The sequence below is a fragment of the Ilumatobacter sp. genome (assembly GCF_039969435.1).
GTDB lineage: Bacteria > Actinomycetota > Acidimicrobiia > Acidimicrobiales > Ilumatobacteraceae > Ilumatobacter_A.
In genome coordinates this window covers 180,327-203,270 of record NZ_JBDVNU010000038.1, presented here as the reverse complement: position 1 = coordinate 203,270, position 22,944 = coordinate 180,327, and the positions used below count along the sequence as shown (strand labels likewise).

Annotated in this window: 19 protein-coding genes and 1 pseudogene; 12 read left to right on the top strand and 8 right to left on the bottom strand. The window is 67.2% G+C overall.

What is annotated here, in order from left to right:
* From ABJK40_RS22110 to ABJK40_RS22090, 5 genes and pseudogenes are all read left to right on the top strand, one after another.
* Positions 1-872, top strand: a pseudogene (locus tag ABJK40_RS22110) (hypothetical protein); the annotation flags it as partial.
* 8 nt (positions 873-880) lie between these two features.
* Entirely contained in the window at positions 881-2,974 is a 2,094-nt protein-coding gene (locus tag ABJK40_RS22105; protein WP_348510401.1) for a WD40 repeat domain-containing protein, read from the top strand.
* 124 nt (positions 2,975-3,098) lie between these two features.
* Positions 3,099-4,085, top strand: a complete 987-nt coding sequence (locus tag ABJK40_RS22100; protein ID WP_348480915.1) for a glycosyltransferase — start codon at positions 3,099-3,101, stop codon at positions 4,083-4,085.
* Complete coding sequence (locus ABJK40_RS22095; protein WP_348480916.1) at positions 4,082-5,089, top strand: glycosyltransferase; 1,008 nt, start codon at positions 4,082-4,084, stop codon at positions 5,087-5,089. The genes ABJK40_RS22100 and ABJK40_RS22095 overlap by 4 nt, the downstream gene beginning before the upstream one ends.
* Entirely contained in the window at positions 5,086-7,671 is a 2,586-nt protein-coding gene (locus tag ABJK40_RS22090) for a glycosyltransferase (RefSeq protein WP_348480917.1), read from the top strand. Before ABJK40_RS22095 ends, ABJK40_RS22090 begins: the two co-directional genes overlap by 4 nt.
* A gap of 11 nt (positions 7,672-7,682) precedes the next feature.
* On the opposite strand, the gene ABJK40_RS22085 is transcribed toward ABJK40_RS22090, so the two are convergent.
* Complete coding sequence (locus tag ABJK40_RS22085; protein ID WP_348480918.1) at positions 7,683-8,915, bottom strand: glycosyltransferase family 2 protein; 1,233 nt, start codon at positions 8,913-8,915, stop codon at positions 7,683-7,685.
* Here ABJK40_RS22085 and ABJK40_RS22080 point away from each other — a divergent pair.
* From ABJK40_RS22080 to ABJK40_RS22065, 4 genes are read left to right on the top strand one after another with little or no spacing between them, the layout of a single operon-like run.
* Positions 8,914-9,798 (top strand): ABC transporter permease, encoded by an 885-nt coding sequence (locus ABJK40_RS22080; protein WP_348480919.1) that lies wholly within the window; start codon positions 8,914-8,916, stop codon positions 9,796-9,798. The two genes, ABJK40_RS22085 and ABJK40_RS22080, sit on opposite strands and share 2 nt — an antisense overlap.
* A gap of 13 nt (positions 9,799-9,811) precedes the next feature.
* Entirely contained in the window at positions 9,812-11,053 is a 1,242-nt protein-coding gene (locus ABJK40_RS22075; protein WP_348480920.1) for an ABC transporter ATP-binding protein, read from the top strand.
* A gap of 14 nt (positions 11,054-11,067) precedes the next feature.
* A complete protein-coding gene (locus ABJK40_RS22070; RefSeq protein WP_348510400.1) occupies positions 11,068-12,546 on the top strand; it encodes a glycosyltransferase family A protein in 1,479 nt (492 codons plus the stop codon).
* Positions 12,543-13,289 (top strand): methyltransferase domain-containing protein, encoded by a 747-nt coding sequence (locus tag ABJK40_RS22065; RefSeq protein ID WP_348479247.1) that lies wholly within the window; start codon positions 12,543-12,545, stop codon positions 13,287-13,289. The genes ABJK40_RS22070 and ABJK40_RS22065 overlap by 4 nt, the downstream gene beginning before the upstream one ends.
* Positions 13,290-13,300: 11 nt before the next feature.
* Here ABJK40_RS22065 and ABJK40_RS22060 read toward each other — a convergent pair whose 3' ends face one another.
* The 5 genes from ABJK40_RS22060 to ABJK40_RS22040 all read right to left on the bottom strand — a co-directional run bounded on the left by ABJK40_RS22060 (position 13,301) and on the right by ABJK40_RS22040 (position 17,979).
* Positions 13,301-14,299, bottom strand: coding sequence for a polysaccharide deacetylase family protein (locus ABJK40_RS22060; RefSeq protein WP_348479246.1), 999 nt, complete (start codon positions 14,297-14,299; stop codon positions 13,301-13,303).
* Positions 14,300-14,414: 115 nt separating this feature from the next.
* Entirely contained in the window at positions 14,415-14,930 is a 516-nt protein-coding gene (locus ABJK40_RS22055) for a UGSC family (seleno)protein (RefSeq protein WP_348479245.1), read from the bottom strand.
* A 37-nt stretch (positions 14,931-14,967) separates the two neighbouring features.
* Positions 14,968-15,591 carry a hypothetical protein gene (locus ABJK40_RS22050; RefSeq protein ID WP_348479244.1) on the bottom strand — a complete coding sequence of 208 codons (624 nt, stop codon included), beginning with the start codon at positions 15,589-15,591 and terminating at the stop codon, positions 14,968-14,970.
* A 40-nt stretch (positions 15,592-15,631) separates the two neighbouring features.
* Entirely contained in the window at positions 15,632-17,101 is a 1,470-nt protein-coding gene (locus tag ABJK40_RS22045) for a thioredoxin family protein (protein WP_348479243.1), read from the bottom strand.
* Positions 17,098-17,979, bottom strand: coding sequence for an alpha/beta hydrolase (locus ABJK40_RS22040; protein WP_348479242.1), 882 nt, complete (start codon positions 17,977-17,979; stop codon positions 17,098-17,100). The genes ABJK40_RS22045 and ABJK40_RS22040 overlap by 4 nt, the downstream gene beginning before the upstream one ends.
* Positions 17,980-18,162: 183 nt before the next feature.
* On the opposite strand from ABJK40_RS22040, the gene ABJK40_RS22035 reads away from it, so the two are divergent.
* Positions 18,163-19,065 carry an MBL fold metallo-hydrolase gene (locus tag ABJK40_RS22035; RefSeq protein ID WP_348479241.1) on the top strand — a complete coding sequence of 301 codons (903 nt, stop codon included), beginning with the start codon at positions 18,163-18,165 and terminating at the stop codon, positions 19,063-19,065.
* A gap of 97 nt (positions 19,066-19,162) precedes the next feature.
* Complete coding sequence (locus ABJK40_RS22030) at positions 19,163-19,540, top strand: MauE/DoxX family redox-associated membrane protein (RefSeq protein WP_348479240.1); 378 nt, start codon at positions 19,163-19,165, stop codon at positions 19,538-19,540.
* 25 nt (positions 19,541-19,565) lie between these two features.
* Here ABJK40_RS22030 and ABJK40_RS22025 read toward each other — a convergent pair whose 3' ends face one another.
* Positions 19,566-21,770, bottom strand: a complete 2,205-nt coding sequence (locus tag ABJK40_RS22025; protein ID WP_348479239.1) for a S9 family peptidase — start codon at positions 21,768-21,770, stop codon at positions 19,566-19,568.
* A 44-nt stretch (positions 21,771-21,814) separates the two neighbouring features.
* Here ABJK40_RS22025 and ABJK40_RS22020 point away from each other — a divergent pair, with 44 nt between their 5' ends.
* Positions 21,815-22,099, top strand: a complete 285-nt coding sequence (locus tag ABJK40_RS22020) for a ferredoxin (protein WP_348479238.1) — start codon at positions 21,815-21,817, stop codon at positions 22,097-22,099.
* A 17-nt stretch (positions 22,100-22,116) separates the two neighbouring features.
* Here the strand turns inward: ABJK40_RS22020 and ABJK40_RS22015 are convergent, their stop codons facing one another.
* Positions 22,117-22,743, bottom strand: a complete 627-nt coding sequence (locus tag ABJK40_RS22015; RefSeq protein ID WP_348479237.1) for a hypothetical protein — start codon at positions 22,741-22,743, stop codon at positions 22,117-22,119.
* Between the last annotated feature and the right edge of the window lie 201 nt (positions 22,744-22,944).

The window sequence follows — 22,944 nt, the reverse complement described above, 5'->3', positions numbered from 1 at the left end:
ATCGGCCGGGTGCGGCGGTGTCGAATGCGACGGTGGTGGCGTTGGGTGATGCTGGAGATGTGTGCCTGTGGTCGTCGTCGCCGGTGGATCTGGTCGTCGATGTGAACGCGGCGTATCCGGAGAGCAGTGAGTTGGTGTCGTTCACACCGTTCCGTCTGCTCGACACGCGCAATTCGGGAACGTCTCCGACGAATGGCCGGTTCGCCACGGTGCCCCCAGGGTCGTCGCTCCCGAGCGGTGCCCAGTGCGCATCGCTGGTTCGACCGAGCGCCGAGAACCGTCCTGCGAACGCCTCTGCGAACGCCACTCCCGGCACCGGTCCGAACAACCGCTTTCCGCGTGTCGACGGCGACTTCACCGGAACCACCGATGAGATCCTGCAGTGGGTCGCGTGCAAGTGGGGAATCGACGAAGACCTCGTCCGAGCACAGATCGTCGGCGAGTCCTACTGGAACCAGAGCAATCAGGGCGACTTCAGTACCGACCCGACTGCGTGCTCGCCGTATTTCGGGATCGGGAACTATCCGCCCCAGTCGAATGGTGATCGCCAGCACATCGGCGAGTGCCCGGAGTCGTTCGGCCTCGGCCAAGTGCGCTGGCTCTACCACCAAGAGGCATTCGAGGACGCGAATGCGATCCTCTCCAGTTCGTACAATCTCGACTACACATACGCTGTGTGGCGCGATTGTTACGAGGGCAACCTCGGGTGGCTCAACAGCGTCGACGGGCGTGGCGACTATCGTGCCGGCGACGTCGAAGGATGTCTCGGGGTCTGGTTCGCCGGTCGTTGGTACACACCTGGCGCCGAGCAGTACATCGCAGCCGTTCGGACCAACCTCGCCGAACGCGTTTGGGAGCGTTCGGGCTTCTGATCATGGGAATGGTGCATGCGATCGAACGACCCTCCTCGCGGAAGAACGGCGGGCGTCGGCTGGGGCCGTCGCTCGTGGCGGCTGCGCTGTTCGCTACCTCGTGCGCAGGGTCGACCGAGGTCGCGACGACACCGACGAGTCCCGCAGCAGGCACGGAGGTCGACGGCGGCTCGCAGGTCGTGGCGACGCAGGCGTCGGTCCAACGCGAAACGCGTCTCGGACAGGGTCGAGCAATCGCGGCTGCGTCCAACGGTGAGCAGATCGTCGTTGCGACGACGACCGACATCTTCATCCGATCCGGTGACTCGTCGGCATTTCGCTCGATTGCACTGGCGAGAGGTTCGACACGTGCCATCGAGCTCTCGCCCACCGGCGACCGTGTCGCCCAGGTGACCGACGCCGGGGAGCTTGCGTTGTGGACGACCGAAAGCGAGCCGTCACTGGTCGCCGACCTGACGGCGGTCAGCACTGCAGAATTCCGGGCTGACGGCTCATTGGTCGTCACGGGTTCGAGTGGTGTGAGAGTCGTCGACGCAGACGACGGATCGGTTCTCGACGAGTGGATCGCGCCAGCGGATCGAACCGTCGGGCCCGTCGCCGTCGCAGACGATGGCCGCGTCCTGTTGACCCTCGCCGGTGGCCCGATGCCGGAAGTGGTGACATGGAACGGTGGGCAGGACGCTGTCGTTGCGTCGATCGCCTCGGGCATCGACGACGATGCTGCCGTTGCGCATCTGGTCACCTCGGGCGAGCGCGTGGCGTTCGGTCTCGTGAGTGCGCTCGACCCCGAACAAGGTCGAGTCGTCGTCTTCGAGATCGGTGCGAGCGATCCGTCGTGGAGCGTGGCGATCGGCACGGGTGTGAGGGTCGATTCGTGGGGGTTCGCCTCAGACGGCCGCCTGGTGATCCCGGACTCCGCCGGGATCCGGGTCGTGGACGTCGCCGGAGTGGAGGTCGTTTCGACGTCGGTCCCGGCGCCGGTCGTCCAGGTCGTCAACGACCTCGTCGTGCTGGCAGACGGTTCGATCATGCGATTCGACGAGCGTCAGGAACTCGTCGAGGTCCATGCGGGGAACCGTCCCGTCGCAGACATCGATGTCGACGCCGCCAGGAGGGCCACCGTGTTCGTCGACGCATCGGGACGAGTCGGATTCATCGGACCCGACGCAACCGAGCCGGAGATCATCGAGGAGTTTCAATCTGCGCCGATCAACGATGTCGCCGTCTCCGCCGATGGGAGCGTGGCCACTGCGTCGACCGACGGCGTGGTCGGATTGTTCGAGGCGCCGGGCGAGACTGGTGTCGACGTGCAGCGCCTGGTCCACGAGGAAGGAAACGTCGACAGTGTCGCGTTCTCTGCTGATGGCACGGAAATCGTGACCGGCGTTGCCCAGCGTCGGGCGGCGACATCGTTCGACGACACCGTCAGCTTCTGGCCGGGCGATGGCGGCGAGCGTCGACGCGAGGTCGGAGGTGAAGCCGAAGACGTCGCAGGCTGTTCGTTCTTCACGAATCGGGTCCGCTACGCCCACGACGGGAGCTTCGTCGTCGCAACATCGCACGATTTCACCGTGACGGTGATCGACGCCCGGTCCGGCGACGTGCTTCACACGTTCCCCGGTCACTCCAACACGGTGCTCGACGTTGCGATCTCCCCCGATGATTCGACATTGGTCACGTCAGGCGACGATTCGACGATGAAGGTGTGGGACCTCGAGACGTTCGAACTCATCGCCGACCTTCCTGCGACGATGGGCGGGTACTGGTCGCTCTCCTACCTTCCCGACGGGAAGTCGGTCGTCGCCGGTGACCTCAGCGGCAATGTCTCGGTCATCGACGTGGCGACCGGATCCCTCGTCAGGACGTTCGAGGGAACGAAGCTGCGACTCGCTCGTACCGCCGTGTCGCCGGACGGGCGATACGTCGCGTCCGGCGCAGAGGGTTCCGTCGTCCGGTTGTGGTCGACAGCGACGGGGGAGATCGTCAGTGACTCGACTGGCCACGGAGCAGCGGTGTCGTCGGTTGCGTTCTTCGCTGATTCGCGTCGGTTCGTCAGTGCGTCCCAGGACGGAACGGCGATCATCTGGAACCTGACGAGTTGAGATCATCCTCACCCAGAAGGCCGCCGCAGTGGGGCGCTGGAACGTCGGAGTCCGGACCGGCTACAGTTCATCGACCGCAGGCGAGTCGTCCCCGAACGCAGCGAGAACAGTCATCACCTCGCCCATGTCGCGCAATTTTCAGGACCTCAACCACACCGGTCCGCCGAGCCGATCCGCTGTCCTGAAAGAAAATGCTCGCCGGTCGGTGAGTGTCGTCATCTCGACCAAGAATCGTGACAGCATCGGTGATTCAGTGCGGTCGGTCCTCGCGAGCGAGGGCATCGACATCGAGCTCATCGTCGTCGATCAAAGTGAGTGTGCCGGAACCGGGTCGACACTCGATCTGGTGGATGACGATCGGCTCGTGATCCTGCGGTCGGTCACCTCGGGTGTCAGCTGCGGGCGGAACATCGGATTGCGAGCTGCGTCCCACGAGATCGTGCTGATCATCGATGACGATGTCACTGTTCCTGAGGACTGGGCGCGACGGTTCCACGCTGCGGTGAGCTCGGCAGAAAAGGTTGCCGTCGCGTTCTGTCGCGTCGACCCCGGGGAACACGACATCCAATTGGGTTTTATCCCCGATCACGCGGTCGGTGAACTCCGGGTCGTTCGTTCGTTGATGACGAAGTCGCTCGCCCGTGGGATCGGTGCCGGAATGGCGGTACGTCGGAAACACGTCCTGTCGATCGGTGGTTTCGACGAGTTGCTCGGGCCTGGAGCACGTCTGCGAAGCGCAGAGGACCGCGACCTAGCAGCTCGCGTGCTCGCGGCAGGCTGGTGGGTGCTGCAGACGCCTGATGCAGTCGTCCTCCATCACGGCTTTCGCACCTGGGAGCAGGGGCGCGGGCTGACACGTCGCGATTGGTACGGGATCGGCGCGGCCTACGCCAAACAACTCAAGTGCCGCAACCTCGGGATCCTCCCCGTGATCGCACACGAGGTTCTGTGGTTCGGTCTGATCAAGCCGGTCTTCTACTTCGCGACGGGTCGGCGGTACAACGGTCTGCGTCGGATCGGCTACTTCGTCGAAGGACTCGTCGTCGGTTTGCGCATTCCGGTTGACCCGTGCACGATGCTGTACGTGGACGACGAGGCGGCTGCTCCATGACCGTCACCGTCGTGACGCCGGTCTTCAACGGTGCCGACCACCTCCAGAAGACCCTTCGGAGCGTCACGGCTCAGACCTTCGACGATTTCGAGTACATCCTCGTCGACGACGGATCGACCGACGGCTCGGCGAGCATCGTCGAAGAAGTCGCAACCGGCGATCCCCGGGTTCGCCTGGTGCAACAGCCCAACGCCGGGTTGTCGGCCGCACGCAACACCGGCGCCTCGACCGCCGATCCGCACAGCGAGTTCATCCTCTTCCTGGATGACGACGACCTGCTTCGTCCGACAGCGCTCGAGGTCCTGGTCGCCGCTTTGCGGGCCGCGCCGGGGGCCACGGCTGCGCATGGTGACGTCGCTGCCGTCGATGATGCGGGCGAGGTGGTACCGCTGGTACGGATCGAGGCGGCGTCGCGGCGAGTGGTGATCGATACTCAGCGTTGGTGGACACCTCGGCACGCGACGCGCACACTCGACAGAGACGAGCCGTCACCGATCGATGCATTCGGTTATGCGCTGTTCGTCTACACGGTCGGTCAGGTGCTCATGCGGCGTGAACGGCTCGCCGATGTCGGCGAGTTCGACCCGATCATGCGTGTCGCGCAGGACTACGACCTGTGGTTGCGCATCTCGTCGCGAGGGCCGATCGTCTACGTGCCGGACGTCGTGCTCGACTACCGCCAGACCGGCGACTCCCTCTCGTCCGATCAGAGGACCACGCGGCGCGAGGATCTCTTCGCGCGTTTCAAATGCCTCACCGACCGCTCGCTGCCACCGGCAACGCGCCGGCTCGTCCGGAACCTTCACCGACACCACGAGTGGCATCGCGCCGCCGACCGACTGACCTATGCCGGAGTGTCGCTGCGGCAACGGGACGTTCGCAGCGCAGTGCGCGACCTCGTGAGCGCCGGTCGGTCGGCCGGAGAGGCGCTCCTCGCCCTCACGCCGGTCGCATGGCCGTACGACGTACGTGTCCGACGATTCCGGCAGGCGGCGACGCGATGACCAACGCAGCGGGCGAGCGACGGTGGGGCGCCCTGCCGACGAGGGTCGTTGCGATCGATCTCGCCGACGGCGCGGACGACTTGAGGGGCCTCGAGGACTACGTGTTCGTGCACGTGTTGGTCTTGGTCGACGGCGAGCCGGTGGGCGCGGTCCGAGTCCCGGTCGAAGGGGACAGTTGTCCAGCCGCGTCGATCGCCGCAGCGGTGAACGCCGAGCTCGGAGACGACCTGCTGCGAGTTGTCCTGCTCAAGGCATTGGCCGATGCGTCTCCGGGGCAGGCACCAGACCTCGACGCGCTCACGCTGAACGGGCGGCGCAGTTCGAAACCCTTCACTTCGATGACCGTCGCGGTGTGTACACGAAACCGACCTGAGCGTCTGGTGAAGTGCCTCGAGGCGCTGGTCGGCCAACTGACGCCGGCGCGGGTGCTCGTCGTCGACAACGCACCGTCCACCGACGCGACGGCGACTCTGGTGGCGGAACGCTTCCCCGATTTCGAGTACGTCGTCGAGCCGAAGCCCGGGCTCGACCACGCTCGGAACCGAGCCCTTCGGGAATGCGCGACCGAGGTGATCGCCTACACCGACGACGATGCCGTTCCGCACGAGCGGTGGACGGCCGCTCTGGCGGCGGCCTTCGACGAACAACCCGATCTGGCCATGGCGACGGGACTCGTCGTGCCGTACGCCCTAGATACGCCGGCTCAGCACGTATTCGAACGGCTCGGCGGGTTCGGTCGCGGCTTTCGGCGGCACTGGTCCAACGGTCCATCGCCCGTCTCGTCTGGCCTGGGTGTCGGGGAGTGGGGGACCGGCGCCAACATGGCGTTCCGACGCGCTTCGCTCGAGCGCGTGGGAGGGTTCGATCCGGCGCTCGACGTCGGCACGCCGACGGGAGGAGGCGGCGACCTCGACGCCTTCCATCGCGTCCTCTCGGCGGGGATGACCGCCCGGTACGAGCCGTCGGCGATCGTCTTTCACGACCACCGTCGATCGATGACCGAGCTCGCCGCGCAGCTCCGAAACAACGGCGCACTGTGGTCGATGATGGCGGCCGCGCGAAGCGCCGGCCGCGCCAGCGTGGCCGACACGGCGCGCGTCATGTACTGGTATGCGACCGATCGATGGCCGCGAGCGTTCGTACGGGCGTGGCTGGTTCCCAACAGAGTGCCCGTCCGCATCCCGGCAGCCGAGGTCGTTGGCTTCGCGCGTGCGGCGGCGCGCAACGAGTACCGGGCGTCGCAGGCCATCAACGGCGCCGCCGCATACGACGTTGCTGTCGATTCGTCGGGGGCAGGCGCGCCCGAGGTCGATCGGCAGGGCGGTTCGGAGTCGGGTGCGGTTGCGGTCGGGGTGGCCGAGGTGACTGCAGCGTTGCCACCCGCCGACGTCGGAAGCGGCGAGGAGCTCGTGCTGCTCACCTGCGGTCGCCGGGCGATCGGCAGAATCTCCGTGCCCGCCCGGCCGCACCCCTGGTGCGCGCGGACATGGCGCGAGGCGATCATCGACGAGTGTGGCGTCGGGGTCTTGGCGGAATGCAGTGATCGGTCGGTCGGAGAGGTGCGAGAGGTCGCCATCGCGCGTCTCCTTGATGCGGTGTACCGGCCTCGGGCGTCGCACCTCGACGAGCGTGCGCCGTGCTCGGCATCGATCGTGATCGCCACCCTCGACCGGCCCGACGACCTCGCGGCATGTCTGGCCTCCGTCGTCGCTCACACGAGCCGGCACGCCTTCGAGGTGATCGTGGTCGACAACCATCCGGAGTCCGGTCTCACGGGCCAGGTGTGTGCCCGCTTCCCGAGTGTGCGGCGCGTCGATGAACCGCGGCGCGGGGCGGCGTACGCTCGCAACGCGGGCTTTCTGGCGGCCAGCGGTGATGTGATCGTCACCGTCGACGATGACGTCCGCGTGACCGATGGGTGGTTGGATCTGCTGCTCACGTCGTTCCGACGCAACGATGTGATGGTGGTCTGCGGCAACGTCCAACCACTCGAGCTCCGCAACCAAGCGCAATTCGACTTCGAGGCGATCAGCCCGTTGAGCAAGGGCTTTCGCCCGTTCGAGAGCCGTTGGGCCCAAGCGTCCAGGCCGTGGACGGCGTTCCCGGCGTGGGACCTCGGGGCTACGGCCAACTTGGCCTTCCGACGCTCGATCCTGTGCGATCCCGAGGTCGGCCTCTTGGACGAGGCACTCGGACCGGGCATGCCGAGCGGGGTGGGCGAGGACAGCTATCTGCTCTACCGCGTAGCGCGCGCGGGTTGGACGGTGTGCTACGAGCCGACCGCATATGTCTGGCATCGCCACCGCGACACCGTCAAGGCGCTCGATACCCAGATCGCCAACTACTACTCCGGGCACGTCGCGCTGCAGTTGACCACGCTCGCACGCGATCACGATATGCGCGCCGTGCACCGGCTCGCACGGGTTTCCGGCTACGTCGCGATCAGCCGGATCAAGGCACTCGTCGGGCGTGGACCGGTACCGCCCGTAATCGCCAGCGCCCAGCTGAGGGGAACGCTTCGCGGCCCGCTCAACTACGTGCGCTCGCAACGACGCGTCCGACGGGAGGGTCGCAGCCGATGATCGCGATTCGATCAGAACGCAAGGCCCGCGGCCTCAGCGCGGCGACGAGCCATCCGGCGCTGCGAACGCGGGTATGCGGTGGTGACGCCCGCTGCGAACCCGACCAGCATCCGCCATGCGTCGCGGTGTCGAAGATGGCCGGGCGCCCGCGGCACGATCAGATCGTGGACGTACCAGCGCACCGTCCAGTAGGTCACGCTCCTGATCAGTTTCCGCTCGGTCGGCGAGCGGCGATACCACTTGTGGAGTACGGCGCCCCAGCTGAGGCCCCACGAGCGGTACTGGGCACCCAACGCCTCCAGCGTGGCTCGATGCTCGTGACGGACCATCGCAGAGGGCTCGTACACGACCGTTCCGAACCGGGCCATCCGCACCAGCATGTCGAGGTCGCCTCCGCCCGCCAGTGGCGGTCCCGTGTCGAGTGCTTCGTCGAAGGGCCCAACGGACGCGAGAGCCGATCGCCGGAAAGCCATGTTGCAACCGACGCCAATCCCTGGATCGAACGGCAGGCCGGGCCGCGTGTCCCATTCGAGTGGGCCGGCATGCCATCCCTTGAAGAATCCGCCGCATCCCTCGAACGTCACCTGGGCATCGGTCGCCAGGCTCAGCGCAGTGACGCTCCCGGTGACCGCCACGGCGTCCGGGTGTGCGGCGAACGACCTGGCCAGCGCGAGCAACCAGGTCGGGTCCGCCACGGTGTCGTCGTCGACGAAGGCCAGCACCTCACCCGTGGCCGCGGCGACGGCTCGATTGCGAGCGACGTCGAGCCCGGGAACTGGTTCACGCACCACCTCGACCCCCATCGACTGCGCTACCGCCATCGGTCGATCATTGTCGGATGCATTGTTGACGACAAGGATCCTGGCGACGACCTGGGATCCCGCCGTGTCCACGGCGACGCGGATCGCCTGCAGGCATCGTTCGAGCAACTCCGGGCGATTTCGGGTGCAGATCGCCACCGTGATCTCCACGGCGACGTCGGTCGGAGCAGGCAGTGGCGCGCCGGCACGCATCTCGACGACCTCGGCGAACGGACCGACCAGCCTGGTGCCGGGCGGGACGAACGTCGAACCGACCGGTACCCCACCTTCTCGGGCGATGACCAGGGCGGGGCCGGTGACGTCGAGGTCCGGCCGATTCGGACTGTCGGCGACTTCGATGTCGACGAACCTTCCGCTCGACGGCTCGCGTCTGGCGCCCGTCCGACGAATTCGCGCAGGAACTGGAAAGGGAGGCGTCCACATGGCCTCGTCACCTGAGCACATCGGAGCCTCGACCGTCAAAGGCGATGCCGATCAGCTTCCCTGGATCGTCAACACCTCGTCCGCCCGCCGATGGCCCTCGCTTGGATTCGGTCAACTGTGGACCCATCGCGAGCTCGTGTTCTTCTTCGCGCTCCGTGACCTGAAGTCGCGATACAAGCAGGCCCTCCTCGGTGTTGCGTGGGCCGGGATCCAGCCGCTGGTCGGAGCGCTCACGTTCACGGTCCTGTTCAATCGCCTGAACGACGTCGAGATCGACGGGCCGTCCTATTTCGCATTCGCACTCCTCGGCAGCGGTGTGTGGGGGTACTACTCGTCGACGATCCAGGCCGGCACGACCAGCCTCCTCGCCAACTCCGAACTGTTGACGAAGGTGGCCTTCCCGCGCATCGTGGCCCCGACAGCGACGTTCGTTCCTGGCTTCATCGACCTCGCCGTCGCGACCGTTCTCGCTCTCGTCGTCAACGTTGCAATGGGCGGAGGCCTCGCCCCGCTCCGGCTTCTGCTCGGCGTACCGAGCGGTGTCGTGCTGTTGGTGATGGCGGTCGCAGGCCCCGTCTATCTGTTCAGCGCAGCCGTCGTGAAGTACCGCGACGTGAGCACGGTCGTCGGTTTCGGCATGCAGTTCATGTTGTTCGCCGCGCCGATCGCCTTCCCCCCCGAACTCGTTCCGGGCGGTTGGCGCACGCTGATGTACGTCAACCCTGTGAGTGGTGCGGTGGGACTGCTGCGCTGGGCGCTCGTCTCGACGGGCATCCCGACAGCTGCGCAATTGACGACCTCGCTCGCGTCCGCCGTCGTCGTGCTGCTCATCGGCCTCGTCCACTTCCGTCGTCGCGAACGTGAGTTCGCGGACATCATCTGATCGGCGGCACCCTGTGAACAACGTCATCGAACTCGACTCCGTCGGCAAGCGGTATCGCCTCGGCGAGCACTACGGCGAGGGCGCCGATCTCCGCGACACGCTGGCGGGGTTCGCGCGACGGCTGCGCGGCGCAGCTCGTCGCGAGGCCCAGGAGTTCTTCTGGTCGCTGCGCGACGTGTCGCTCGCTGTCGAAGGCGGGAACGCGCTCGGGATCATCGGGTCGAACGGCGCAGGCAAGAGCACCCTGCTCAAGGTGATCAACGGCATCACCACGCCCACCGAGGGAACGTCGCGCACGCGCGGTCGAGTGGGCTCGCTGCTCGAGGTGGGCACCGGATTCCACGGGGAACTGACCGGGATCGAGAACACGTACCTGAACGGGGCGATCCTCGGGATGTCCAAGCGCGAGATTCGGGCCCGTCTCGACGAGATCGTGGACTTCGCCGGTCTCGATCGGTTCATGGACACGCCTGTCAAGCGCTACTCGTCGGGCATGTACCTCCGCTTGGGGTTCGCCATCGCGGCCCACATGGAGGCCGAGATCCTGCTGGTCGATGAGGTGCTCGCGGTCGGCGACGTCGAGTTCCAGCGACGCTGTCTCGGAAAGATGGACGAGGTCGAGCGCAGCGGGCGAACGGTGCTCTTCGTGAGTCACAACATGGATGCGATGGCCCGCCTCTGTACCACGACACTGTGGTTGGACAAGGGGCAGATCCGGGGGATCGGCCCGACTGCGACGATCATCGAGGACTACATCCGCTCGACGGCAGCGGAGTCGACGGCGCTGGTGGTCGAGGTCGACCCGACGCTCGCTGCCCAGGTCGTCGGCGTCGCGCTGGTGGATGCGTACGGCGTCGAACAGTCGGTGCTGACCACGCGCAGTACGGGCTGGATCCGGGTCGACGTGGCCGTGAACGAATCGGTGCCGGGGCTCGACATTTTCTGCTCGGTGCAGACCAAGAGCGGGGTCGGGATCATCGACGAGGCGCTCAGCGACCGAATCGACGCTGCGATGCCCGCAACCGGCCGATACCGCCTGCAGTGCGAGCTGCCACCGGTCCTCACGCCGGGTGAGTACGTCATCAGCGTGTGGCTGGGGACGACGTACGAGCACCTTGAGCAACACGACGCCGTGGTCGCCTTCAGTGTGGAGGGCGACGACCTCGGGCGGCTGCACCGCCTCGTGAAGATCGGCTCGAACTGGAAGGCGGATCGAATCGACGAACCGTCGGTGGACGCCGGGGGATCGGGGTGAACACTGCGCCGTCGGTGACGTGCATCATGATCTTCCTCGACGGAGCTGCGTTCATCGACGAGGCGATCCGCAGCGTCGTCGCCCAGGGCGACGCAATCGCCTGGGAACTCGTCCTGGTCGACGACGGCAGTACCGACGCCAGTACGGCGATCGCCCGTCGATGGGCGGACTCGGACGGTCGCATTCGTTACCTCGAACACGACGGACACGCCAATCTTGGGACGGGTGCGTCACGGAATGCCGGGCTTGACGCAGCACACGGGGAGTACGTCGGGTTTCTGGACTGCGACGATGTCTGGTTGCCGTGTGCCCTGTCGCACGCCATGCGAGTCCTCGCCCACCATGCCGATGCCGATGCCGTCTTTGGTGGCGCCTGGCGCTGGCACAGTTGGACGGACGACCCCGCCGACCGCGTCCTTGATGACAAGATGGTTCTCCCGGACAGCATGACGCACGAGGTGATCGAACCTCCCGAGCTGTTCGCTGACATCTACCTGGAACCTGATGCCTTTCGTGTGCCGGCGATCTGTAGCACGCTGATCGACCGAGCCAGTCTGTTGCGAGTTGGTGGGTTCGAAGACTCGTTCCGGAACCTGTACGAAGATCAGGTGCTCTACTCCAAGATCGCCCTGCAACTGCGCGCCGTGGTGGACCCGCGTCCTCTCGCTCTCTATCGTCAGCATGAGGCTTCCGCGTGCCACGTCGCCATCGACGCCGGCGAGTGGCAGTGGACGGGTCCCAGCGAGCCGCTCCGGCATTACGCCGAATGGTTGCGGACATACATCGTCGACAACGTGGGAAGTGATGCCGCCTCGCTCGAGGTGGTCCGACGCAACCTCGACCGAAGCGAGTCCCCTCGCTCTGGCCTCCCGACCGCACGACCCGAAACGTTCCGCCGACGGTTGCCCGAACCCGTCCGTCGGATGGCGAGGACCGTTCGCGACCGGGTGCGCCCTCCGGTGCCGCCGACGACTGTCGTCGCCCACTGGAGCGAGCAGTTCCTGGCGCCGATCGCAGGTCCGATCACGGGCACGACGCTCGTGGTGGTTGCACCTGGGGCCCACAGGCAGTGGACCGATGCTCCGCCTGCCGAGGTCTTCGCCGAAAGAACGACGAGGTGTTCGTGGAGCGACGCCGCAACGGCGTCGACGACGTACGACCGCGTGGTGGTGCCGTTTGCGGTCGCGACAACGGTCGCCACCGCTTCGCTCATCGCAGGTGTCGGTCGTCGAGTCACTGCGGACGGCGCAGCGTTCCTGCTCGTGCCCGGACCGGCGCTCGACCCCGCCCGGCCCGATGCCGATGTCGTGGTCGAGATGGTTCGTTCTGCGCTGCCACACCATCGGGCCGCCGTCGAGTCGTTCGGAAACGCAGCGACGGTCGCCGACCTCGATGCGGTCGCGACCGACCTCGGTCCGTTGATCGACCGCCATGACGCGGCCGTCCCCGCGGTCTTCGGGATCGCCATCACCCCTGACAGGAGCCGACAATGACCGACAGGATCCGCGAACTCGTTCGACGGACGGTCCCCATTGGCGCTCGCCATGCCATGAAGCGGCTCGCCGGACGACCGGTCACGCCGCGCTCCGGCCACGTGCGCTTCGGCGATCTTCGCCGTACGACACCCATCTCCTCGGACTTCGGCTACGCCCGTGGTGGACCGGTTGACCGGTATTACATCGAAGGATTCCTGGAACGCCACGCCGGCGACATCCGGGGCCGGGTCCTGGAGGTCGGCGATGCGTCGTACACCCACCGGTTCGGCGGTTCACGGGTTGTCCAGGCCGACGTCCTGCACATCGATCCTGCAGCCGCCGGCGTCACCTTCGTCGGTGATCTCGCGGACGGTTCGATGCTGCCCGACGATGCGTTCGACTGCATCGTTCTGACGCAGACCCTGCATCTCATCTTCGACTACGTGGCGGCGTTGCGCACTCTGGAGCGCATCCTCGTTCCAGGAGGCGTGCTCCTGCTGACCGTGCCAGGAATCTCGAACATCGCGACCGACGAGTGGGGCGACACCTGGTACTACTCGTTCACCCACCACGCGCTCGGTCGGGCGTGCGATGCCGTCTTCGGCAGGGATCGGTCCGAGGTGGAGTCGCACGGCAACGTGCTTTCCGCCCTCGCATTCCTCCACGGCCTCGGTCAGGACGAGTTGACGGAAGCCGAACTCGACGAACAGCACGTGGAATACAGCATCGTCAACGCAGTGAAGGTCACCAAGGCCGTGTGACCCGATCGCTGTCAGGCCCAGCGCCACAGCCACTCTGCGAGTGTCGGGCCGTCGACATCGGGCGCGTGCAGCCGCGGCGTCGTGAGGCCGTCACCTCGCCGGCTCAGCCATCCCGACTGCGTCGTCACTGCGTGGTCGAACCCGAGTTTGCGAGCCACGTCGACGACGGCCTTCGACGACGCTCCGTACGGATAGGCGAGTACTCGATGCTCCACGCCGACGAGTTCGTCGAGTTGTTGCGCCGACTCGTCGATCTCCGCTCGTACGGATGCGATCGAGAGACTCGGAAGCAGCGGATGGGTCATCGTGTGGACTCCGATGGTGATGAGGGGATGGGCGGCCAATGCCGTCAACTCCGAGACTGTCATCGGTCGGCTGTGTGGCACAGGGAGTTCGACGCCCAACTCCTCGGCGAGCCGGCCGAGGTCGGACTCGATGGCATCGACGTGCCGAAGGATCAATCGACCGTAGAGCAGGTCGAGCGCGCAGCGGGCATCTGGGTGGACCCGTTCCATCGATTCGTCGCCGTTCAGGATGCCGGTTTCTCGAGCGGCACCGAGCACCCGACAGGCTTCGAGGCCCGACCCGAGCACCAACTCGGCGAGGACATCCGACCAGAAGGAGGATCGACCGAGGAGACCGGGGGCGACGAACACGGTCGCCGGGGCATCGAAGGATTCCAGTAGCGGGAGAGCCTCCTCGAGGTTGTCCACGTATGCGTCGTCGAACGTGATCGCGAACTGGACGACGCGCTTGCGCATGCGCGTCGTCGCCGATTCGCCGAGCAACTCGTGGAGCTGCCGGACCTTGCCGGTGTCGCACAGGACGTCGAGCTGCGCTTCGAAGTTGGTCGGAGTGACCGCGAGGTCCCATGGATCGACCGCAGGACATGCGACCCGGTGATAGGCCAGGACCGCCGCTCTTCCCGGGATCCGTCGTTCCAATCGCCGGGACAGACCGCGGACCTTGCGGGCTGCGACGCCGGGCAAATGTGAGAACGGCATTCGCATCGGTGCAGCGTACGCAAGATCCGTGGCTCGACCGAGCGGTATCCATGGGGAATCGGATCCGGCTGCCGGTCTGACGTGGTCCGACATCGGCGTTCCCTTCGCAGCGCCCGAAATCTCAGTTCGTCAGTGCGTGGAGAATCTGTTCGAAGACGACATCTGCGTAGGTGATGATCTCGTCGTCGGTCCGATCCTGGATCGGGTGCGGAGTGAAGACGCGGGAAACCGCAGGAAAGCCGAGTGAACGGGCCTGCGTCTCAGCCGCTTCGACGAACTGATCGGAGGCAACGAACATCGACGGAACGCCGCGGAGTTCGAGATCGTTGATGTCGTGCACACTGCACGACGTGCAACTGCCTCAATCGGCGAGAGCCTCGATCACCACATGGCACTCGGTGGCGATCTGGTGGCGCAGGTCCACCGGCGCCGGCTTGGTGAACGTCGGCTTCCGGTACCGCTTCACGTCGGCACCGATGCCCACGAGGCGTTCCTCGATCCGGTCGAGGAAGACGTCGCCGCGAGCCTTCGAGATGTCGAGCAACCCCACGGTCAGACCCTCGAGGTCTGCGGGCCGAGCGAGACGCTCACGTTCGGCGATGCGACGTTCGCTGGTGGGATCGAGCAGGGTGGACATGACGTCAACGTACTCCGCGCCGCACGGTCGATCGGTGTCAGACGCCAGGTCGGCGAGCCTGTGCCGAGTTGTCCGTCGCCGAGATCACCAGTGCGATCCAATAGTCGGACGTTCGTACCAGTGTGCCGTTGAACGTCGTCTGCGGCGACGGGGACGACGGGTCGAGAACGGACGCTTCGAACCGGCCGTCGTCGTGGGCGACCCGCACGTCGTGGTGCTCCAACACGGGCCCGCCGAGCACGCTCCACGCCTTGTACGTCGCTTCTTTCATCACGAAGGTGGCGAGTGGCGACGGGACGACGTCGTCGTGACGCACGATGAGCGTCGCCTCGGCGTCGGACAGGGCAGCACCGCCCGTCGGTTCGATGTCGATTCCGATGGCGGACACGTCGGATCGTCGCGTGATCACCGCGACCGCGTAGCGACGGTCATGGGACAGCGAACCGACCACGCCGGCGGGAAGGTCCGGCGCTCGGTTCGGTCGGCGCATGATCGGCCCAGCCGCCCCGGTCAGATCTCGGAGCAGAGCGCGACCCGATGCGAACTCGGCTCGTCGCACGTCGGACATCGAGGTGGTGAAGAGGCGTTCGTCGGGAGCGAGTAGGTCGGCGTCGTGCAGCGAGACCGCCCGGACACCCACGTGGAATCCTGTCGGGACCATGCCGCGGAGTGCAACGGACAGGTCCTGCCCCGGATCGGGGTCAGTATCCAATGGCCCGTGTGACCGGCCTGGAGCCGATGTCGCCGTTCGCCCAACCACCGATGATCTGGGAGAACAGCCCGGCGCCGCCGCCTGCGTAGGTGAGCATCAGCCCGCCGGGACGGAACTTCGGCAGCGACTCGGCGTCGGCGAACGCGAGCGGCAGACCCTCCTCGATCCCGCCCGCACCGCGCACCAGCGCCGAACCCGGAGTGTTCAGGTGCTCGCTGATGCCCGCCACGATCTGTTCGCGATCCCACCCGGCCTCGGCGAAGACCCTGGCGTGCTCCGGGCCCATCACCACGATCGCGTCGAAGGCCATCACCAGCTTGTGGTGGTTGACGGCCTGCAACTTGTGCGCGAACGAGCGGGCCAGCGATTCGGGCGAGCGGGAGATCTGGTCGACCATGCAGTGCGGGCCTTCCCCTGCGAACACGGTGAGCGCATCGACGCCGTCCGCGATGCCGTGCTCGGCGGCGAGGCGACCGTAGGGCGAGGTGTCGTCGGCCTCGGCGAAGCAGAACGAGATCTTGGCCGGACTTCCGTGCGTGGCACGGTCGACCTCGCCGGGGCGACCACCGCCGAAGTTGCGCACCACGAGTTGGAGCGCCCTCCCGATCGTCAGGTTCGCGCGGTTTCCCTGGCCGAGTGCGTTGCCTCCCGAGTTCATCCCGATCGCCCGGGTGCCGGGCCCGCTGCAGACGATCACGGGTCCGACCGGCATCGTCGTGGCGAGGATGCCATGCATGTTGAACTCGCCGTTGCACGCCGCCTCGACCGCGGTGAGCACCCACGGCATGTACTCGGCCTTGCACCCGGCCATGACGGCCGCGATCGCCACCTTCTCGACGGTCACGTCGTCGAGGTCGGGCGGCACCGTCGCCACGATGTCGCTCGGAGCGCGGCTGGTGCCTTCGAGGATCGCCATCACGCGCGCCTCGGTCGGGGGGACGACGGGGAGCCCGTCGGTCCAGCCGCGTGCGAACATCATCTCGAACTCGTCCTCGGCCGAGGCGACGTCGATCCGTCGCGACGACAGGGTGCTGCGCCCGAAGCGGACGCGGAGTTCGTCGACGAGGTCGGGGTCCACCGACATCGACCCGCAGCCCGGGCGCATCACCGGCAGGTCGGGACCGAGTCCGGTCAGGCCGGTCACCGACTCCCACTCGGCGCGGGACCATCCGACCGTGCGGGCGACCTCGACGCCACCTTCGACGCGGATCACGGTCGGCACGGTCTCGATCTCGTGGAACCAACTCACGGCGAGATCCGTGTCCGGGATCGCAGCCGGGTCACCGGGGAAGTCGGGGTCGTCCTGGACGTAGACGTGGGTCTCGACACCCGCAGCCACCTGGCCGAGGACCGGGACCACCATCCGGCACGTCTCGCACTCCTCCTTCACCACGACGACGATTCCGTCGGGGAGGAGGGGAGCGGTGGGGGCGGGAACGCCGGCGATGTCGTCGGTCATGCGAGGAACTCCAGGATGCGGGTGTCGACCGTGGTCGCGTCTTCGAGGTGGAGGAAGTGGCCGAGGCCGTCGATGATCTCGATCGTCGTGTCGGAACCGGTCATCGCCCGCGCTGACTCGGCGACCTCTGCCCCGATGCAGCCATCTTCGGCGCCGTGGAGATACAGCAGCGGTTGGCTCGGCGGGGTGCCAGTCGCGGCTTGGACGTCGGCCAGGTCGACGCGCACGCCGACTCCGCTCAACGTCGCGCGGTAGTAGCCGAGCGCGGCGGCGAGGTGGTCGGGGTCACGGAGAGCGTCCTTGACGCCGCTCAGATCGTCGGCGGCGTCGTAGCCGGGTGACCAGTCGCGCCAGATCATGTCGATGAACGCGAGGTCGCCGGCGGGGACCACGGCGTCGGCGAGCGGGTGCTGGAAGAAGAACATGTACCAACTCTTCTTGAGCTGGTCGGCGTTGGTGAGGAGAGCGGCCCCCATCGCACCGCCCGGCGGCACCGCCAATCCGACGACCTTCGCCCACCGCTCGGGGGTGTGGACCGCAGCGCCGTAGACGATCGACGCTCCCCAGTCGTGGCCGACGAGCACGGCGCGCTCGTCGCCGCCGAACTCCTCGTGGACGGCGATCATGTCGAGCGACGACGCTCCGGTCTGGACGCACCCGTCGGCCGGAACGTCGCTCGGCGCGTACCCGCGCAGGAACGGAGCGACGACGCGGTACCCCGCCGATTCGAGTGCCGGGGTGAGGTGCCGCCAGGTGTGCGCCGTGTCGGGGAAGCCGTGGGCACACACGACGAGCGGGCGCTCGGTGTCGTCGATCGAGGCCGAGACGACACACTCGATGCCCACGCCCTCCCGGTGGATTCGTCGCCGCTCACTCATGGATCGGACCGTACTGCGTCGCCCGCTGCGACCGCTCAGCGCACATCACGACGTGCCGGGACCCGTCGTCCGGCATGACCCGTTCGGGTGGTCTGCTTCTGCGACCAACTTCACACTCGGCGCCTTGCGGGCGCCGGGTCCATGGAGGCCTATGGTTCGTTCATCGGGAATTCATCTGACTTTATGGCCGATGACGTCGTTGCCGATGGCATCGCGTCCGGCGCGCCGCCCATGACGGCGTCGTTCCACGGTGTGCGTGGATCGACGCCGTGCCACGGTCCCGACATCATGCGCTACGGCGGCAACACCTCGTGCGTCGCGATCCGGATCCCGGGCGCGGATCCGATCCTGCTCGACCTCGGAACCGGCCTGCGGTACTTCGGACTGGAGCAACCGCCCGGCGTCCCGTTCCGCGGAACCTGCCTGCTGTCGCATCTCCACTGGGACCACATCCAGGGCCTGCCGTTCTTCACGCCGTTGCTCACCGACGGTGCCGAGGTCACCATCCACGCTCCCTCGCAGGACGACGGCACGTCGGTCGAGCGGGTCTTCGCTCGGACGATCACACCGCCGCTCTTCCCGATCGACCTGGCGATGCTGCCCGGCAACGTCTCGTACTCCGAGGTCGGCGATTCCGAGTTCGTGATCGACGGCGGCGCAGCCGGAGACATCCGTGTGATGTCCCGGGTCATCCCTCACATCGGCCGCACGGTCGGATACCGCATCGAGTGGAACGGCCGGTCCATCGCCTACCTGAGCGACCACCAGCAGCCGTGCGACGGAACCCTCGCGGCGTCCCGGGGTGCATTCGACCTGTGTCGCGACGTCGACCTGTTGATCCACGACGCGCAGTACACGCCCGCCGAGTTCGCCACCAAGTGCGACTGGGGCCATTGCACGGTCGGGTTCGCCGTGTGGCTCGCAGCCGAAGCCGGTGCGAAGCGTCTCGCGCTGTTCCACCACGACCCGACCCACGACGACGAGACCCTCGACCGGCTCGTGGTGGAGGCCCGTGTCGACGGCGAGGCACGCGGCGTCGACGTGGTGGGCGCGAGCGAGGGTCTCACCCTCACCGTCGGCGAGTGATCTGCGCAGCGCCGTTCCGGTGGCGCGACCGATGCACCCCTTCCCCGAGGTGTGGCGGGCGTGGCCCGACCGCAGCGGGCAGGGGCATACTCCTCCGGTGTCCCTGATCCCACCGATCGCCGCCGTCCTGGTGGGTGTGGCGTTCGTCGTCGCCGGCGGCTCGAAGCTGGCTGCCCGTGCCTCGTGGCCGGCTCAGGCGCGGGGGTTGGGTGCCCCGGCGTGGACGGTCCCGTTGGTGCCGTGGGTCGAACTGGGGATCGGCGCATCGCTGATCGTCCAGTTGCTGCGGGTGCCGATGGCTGTCGCCGCCGCGCTTCTGCTGTTCGTCTTCAGCGCGCTGATCGTCCGCAAGCTCGCAGCGGGTGAGCACCCGCCGTGTGCGTGCTTCGGGGCCTGGTCGGTGCGGCCGATCGGGTGGGGCCACGTCGGTCGCAACGCCGCTCTGCTGGTGCTCGCCGCCGTCGCGACGCTCTGAACGCCGCCGGTCGGCGACTTCGTGGTCAGGTGGTGGCCAGGAGGAACGCGAGTGTCCGCGCTTCGTCTCGCCACGCGTCGTAGCGCCCGGTCGGGCCACCGTGACCGGCACCCATCTCGGTGCGCATCACCACGGGCCGCTCACCCGTGCCCACCTCGCGCAGCCGGGCCACCCACTTCGCCGGCTCGTGGACACTGACGCGAGGGTCGTGGAGCCCGGCGGTCACGTAGAGCGCGGGGTAGTCGGCGGCGACGGTGTTGTCGTAGGGGGAGTAGGCCAACATGATCGACGCGAACGGTTCGGTCCGTGGGTCACCCCACTCCTCCCACTCGGTGACGGTCAGGGGCAGGGACGGGTCGCTGATGGTGTTGACGATGTCGACGAAGGGCACCTCGGCCACCACCGACGCGAACAGTTCGGGCCGCTGCGTCATGCACGCCCCGACGAGAAGCCCGCCGGCGGAACCACCGCGGATCGCGAGCCGGGCGGGATCGACGACGCCGGTCGAGATCAGGTGCTCAGCCGATGCGAGCATGTCGTCGAAGGTGTGCTGCTTGTGCTCGAGCTTTCCGTCGAGGTACCACTGGCGACCCAACTCGCCGCCGCCACGCGGGTGTGCGAGCGCCCACACGAACCCCCGGTCGAGCAGTGAGAGACGACCGACGGAGAACCACGGCGGCATCGACGCCTCGTACGACCCGTACCCGTACAGACAGCCGGGGGCGGTGCCGTCGAGCGGGGTGCCGACGTGGCGCACGATGTCGATCGGAACCGAGGTGCCGTCGGCCGAGGTCGCCCACATCCGACTCGCCACGTAGTCGTCGAGGTCGACGTTGGGCGTCGGGATCCGACGCAGCAGTGTCCGCTCGCCGGTCGCGACGTCCTCGTCGTACAGCGTGCCGGGCACGGTCATCGACTGCATCGCGAAACGCAGGGTGGTCGAGGTCCACTCCGGGTTGGCCGACAGGTTCACGTCGTGTGGTTCGACACCGAGATCGATCACCCGCTCGGTGCCGTCGCGGAACAGCAGTCGGAGGCGGGGCTGGGCGTCGCGCCACTCGTACACGACGAGGTGGGACTCGAACGGTTCGACACCGATGATGCGGCGCCCGGCCTCGTGCGCCACGAACTCGGTCCATGCCTCGGGCTCGGTCCAGTCGGACGCCACCCCGGCCTCCAGGATCCGGAAGTCCTCGGCACCGCCGGAGTTGGTCACCATCACCAGACGATCTCCCCAGTCGTCGACCTGGTACTCCACGCCATCGACCTTCGCCGCCACGACCGTGGGCTCGGCGGTCGGATCGTTCGAGGCCAGCAGGCGCACCTCGCTGGAGGTCTTCGAACCCGCGTGGATCACGATCCACGCATCGGAGCGGGTCTCGCCGATCTCGACGAAGAAGCGCTCGTCGTCCTCCTGGTGGACCAGCACGTCGATCGCTGCATCGGAGCCCATCTCGTGACGCCACACCTGGTACGGACGCTCCTGGTCGTCGGCTCGCACGTAGAACAGGAAGCTGCCGTCGGCGGACCAGGCGGTGCCGGCGTTGGCCACGTCGGCGATCCGGTCGTCGAGGTCGACGAACGTCCCGTCGGCGTCGAATCGACGGACCTTCATCTCGTAGCGCTCGTTGCCGTCGGTGTCGATCGACCAGGCGAACATGGTGTGGTCGTGGCACGCGTCGAACGCGCCGAGGTCGAAGTAGTCGGTGGCACCGGCGCGTTCGGCTTCGACGTTCTCGTCCATCAGCAACATCGGATCCGCGAGGGTGGCGCTCGACGACGTGCCGGTGGGGGACGTGACGGCAGGGGACGTGCCGTCGGGCGTCGTGGAGCCGGATGTCGGGGCGTCGGCGGTGAGCGTGCGGCCGCGGTGGTGGCGGCCGTACTCTTCGCCCTCCACGGTGGAGCCGACGTACCACCAGTCGCCGTTGAACACCGGCGTCGACTCGTCGGTCTCCTGCACGCGCGAGCGGATCTCATCGAAGATCTGCTCGATCGTGGAAACGTGCGACGCGAAGTACTCGTCGGCGAACCGGTTCTCCTCCTGCAGGTAGGTGATCAGTTCGGGATCCTCGACGTCGCGCATCCACGCGAAGTGGTCGTCGGCGTCGCCCGTCGGGCGGCTCCACACGTGGGGTCGGCGCGGTGCCGACGGTGTGGGCACGACCGCTCCGGCGGTGGCGTTCGTGGATGTGACGTCGGTCGGAGGAGGCTGATTCTGTTGGCTCACGGTCGTTTCAATGTACGAGCGTCGCGGTACCGTCACTCGCTGTCATGCGTGTGTGGATCGACCAGGACCTGTGCACCGGCGACGGCATCTGCATCGACCACTGCGACGACGTGTTCGTCCAGCTCGAGGACGGCATCGCCTACGTGGCCGAGGCCGGTCGCCCGTGCAACGACCCGGGTGGGTCGGGCAGCCTCGCCCAGGTTCCCGACCGGCACGTGGGTGCGGTCATCCACGCTGCCGAGATGTGCCCCGGGGAATGCATCTTCGTCGAAGTCGATGCGGCCCCTGCTGCGAGCGTCACGGGCGACTCCGAGCAGCCCGCCGCCTGAGCCGCTCCGTCTCCGGCCTACGTTTCGCTACCGACTGGCCCGCGGATCTCCGGGACCTCTCCGCTCGGCAACTCGGAATCGGTCGCAGGGTCCACGATCGGCCGTCGCGCTGAAACGGTCGCGAGTACGACGGCGATCGCGAGCCCGGCGAGTTCGACGACCGTTCCGACGGGAACTCCCTCGATGGTCGTGCGCCCGACGACGGTGTCGACCTGGTGGAGCGACACGATCCGGACGATGGCGAAACAGGCCAACGAGATGCACAGCAGAGCCGACGGTAGATAGGCACGGCGGCGTTCGGGGACGCGCCAGACCCCGACGACGACGACGGTCAACCAGACGAGTCCGATCGCTGCGACCACGGCCGCCTGGAGGGGGCGCCGTGAGTCGTACCAGTCGTCGTTCCGGGCGACCTCACGACCGAGACCACCGAGCCGGCCGGCGAGGTCGGAGGCGAGCGCCAGCGCCATCGACGCGTACACCACCCCGAGCAACAGCCAGAAGGTGGGCCAGAGCACTGTGCTCCCGCCAGGACCGATCCGAACGAGTCGTAGCGATTCCCGGCGCCACGCGACGATCGTGGCCACGGTCGCAACAGAGAAGACCGCTGCGCGAAACCAATCGGCGTCGATGAGCCCGGCCATGAGCGGTCACGGTACTCCGCCAAGGAAGGGTGGGCCGGTCGGCCGAGGTGGCCGTCGAGCGCCATCGACCTTCCTCGACGGTCCTGTTCATGACCTCGAATCCCGAATCGCCCCTCCGGGTCACCCGGTTCCCGGGTGGCGCTCGTACACTGTGAGCACGGGTTCTGTCGCCGGAGCCAGCACGATTCGATCCTCAGGAGT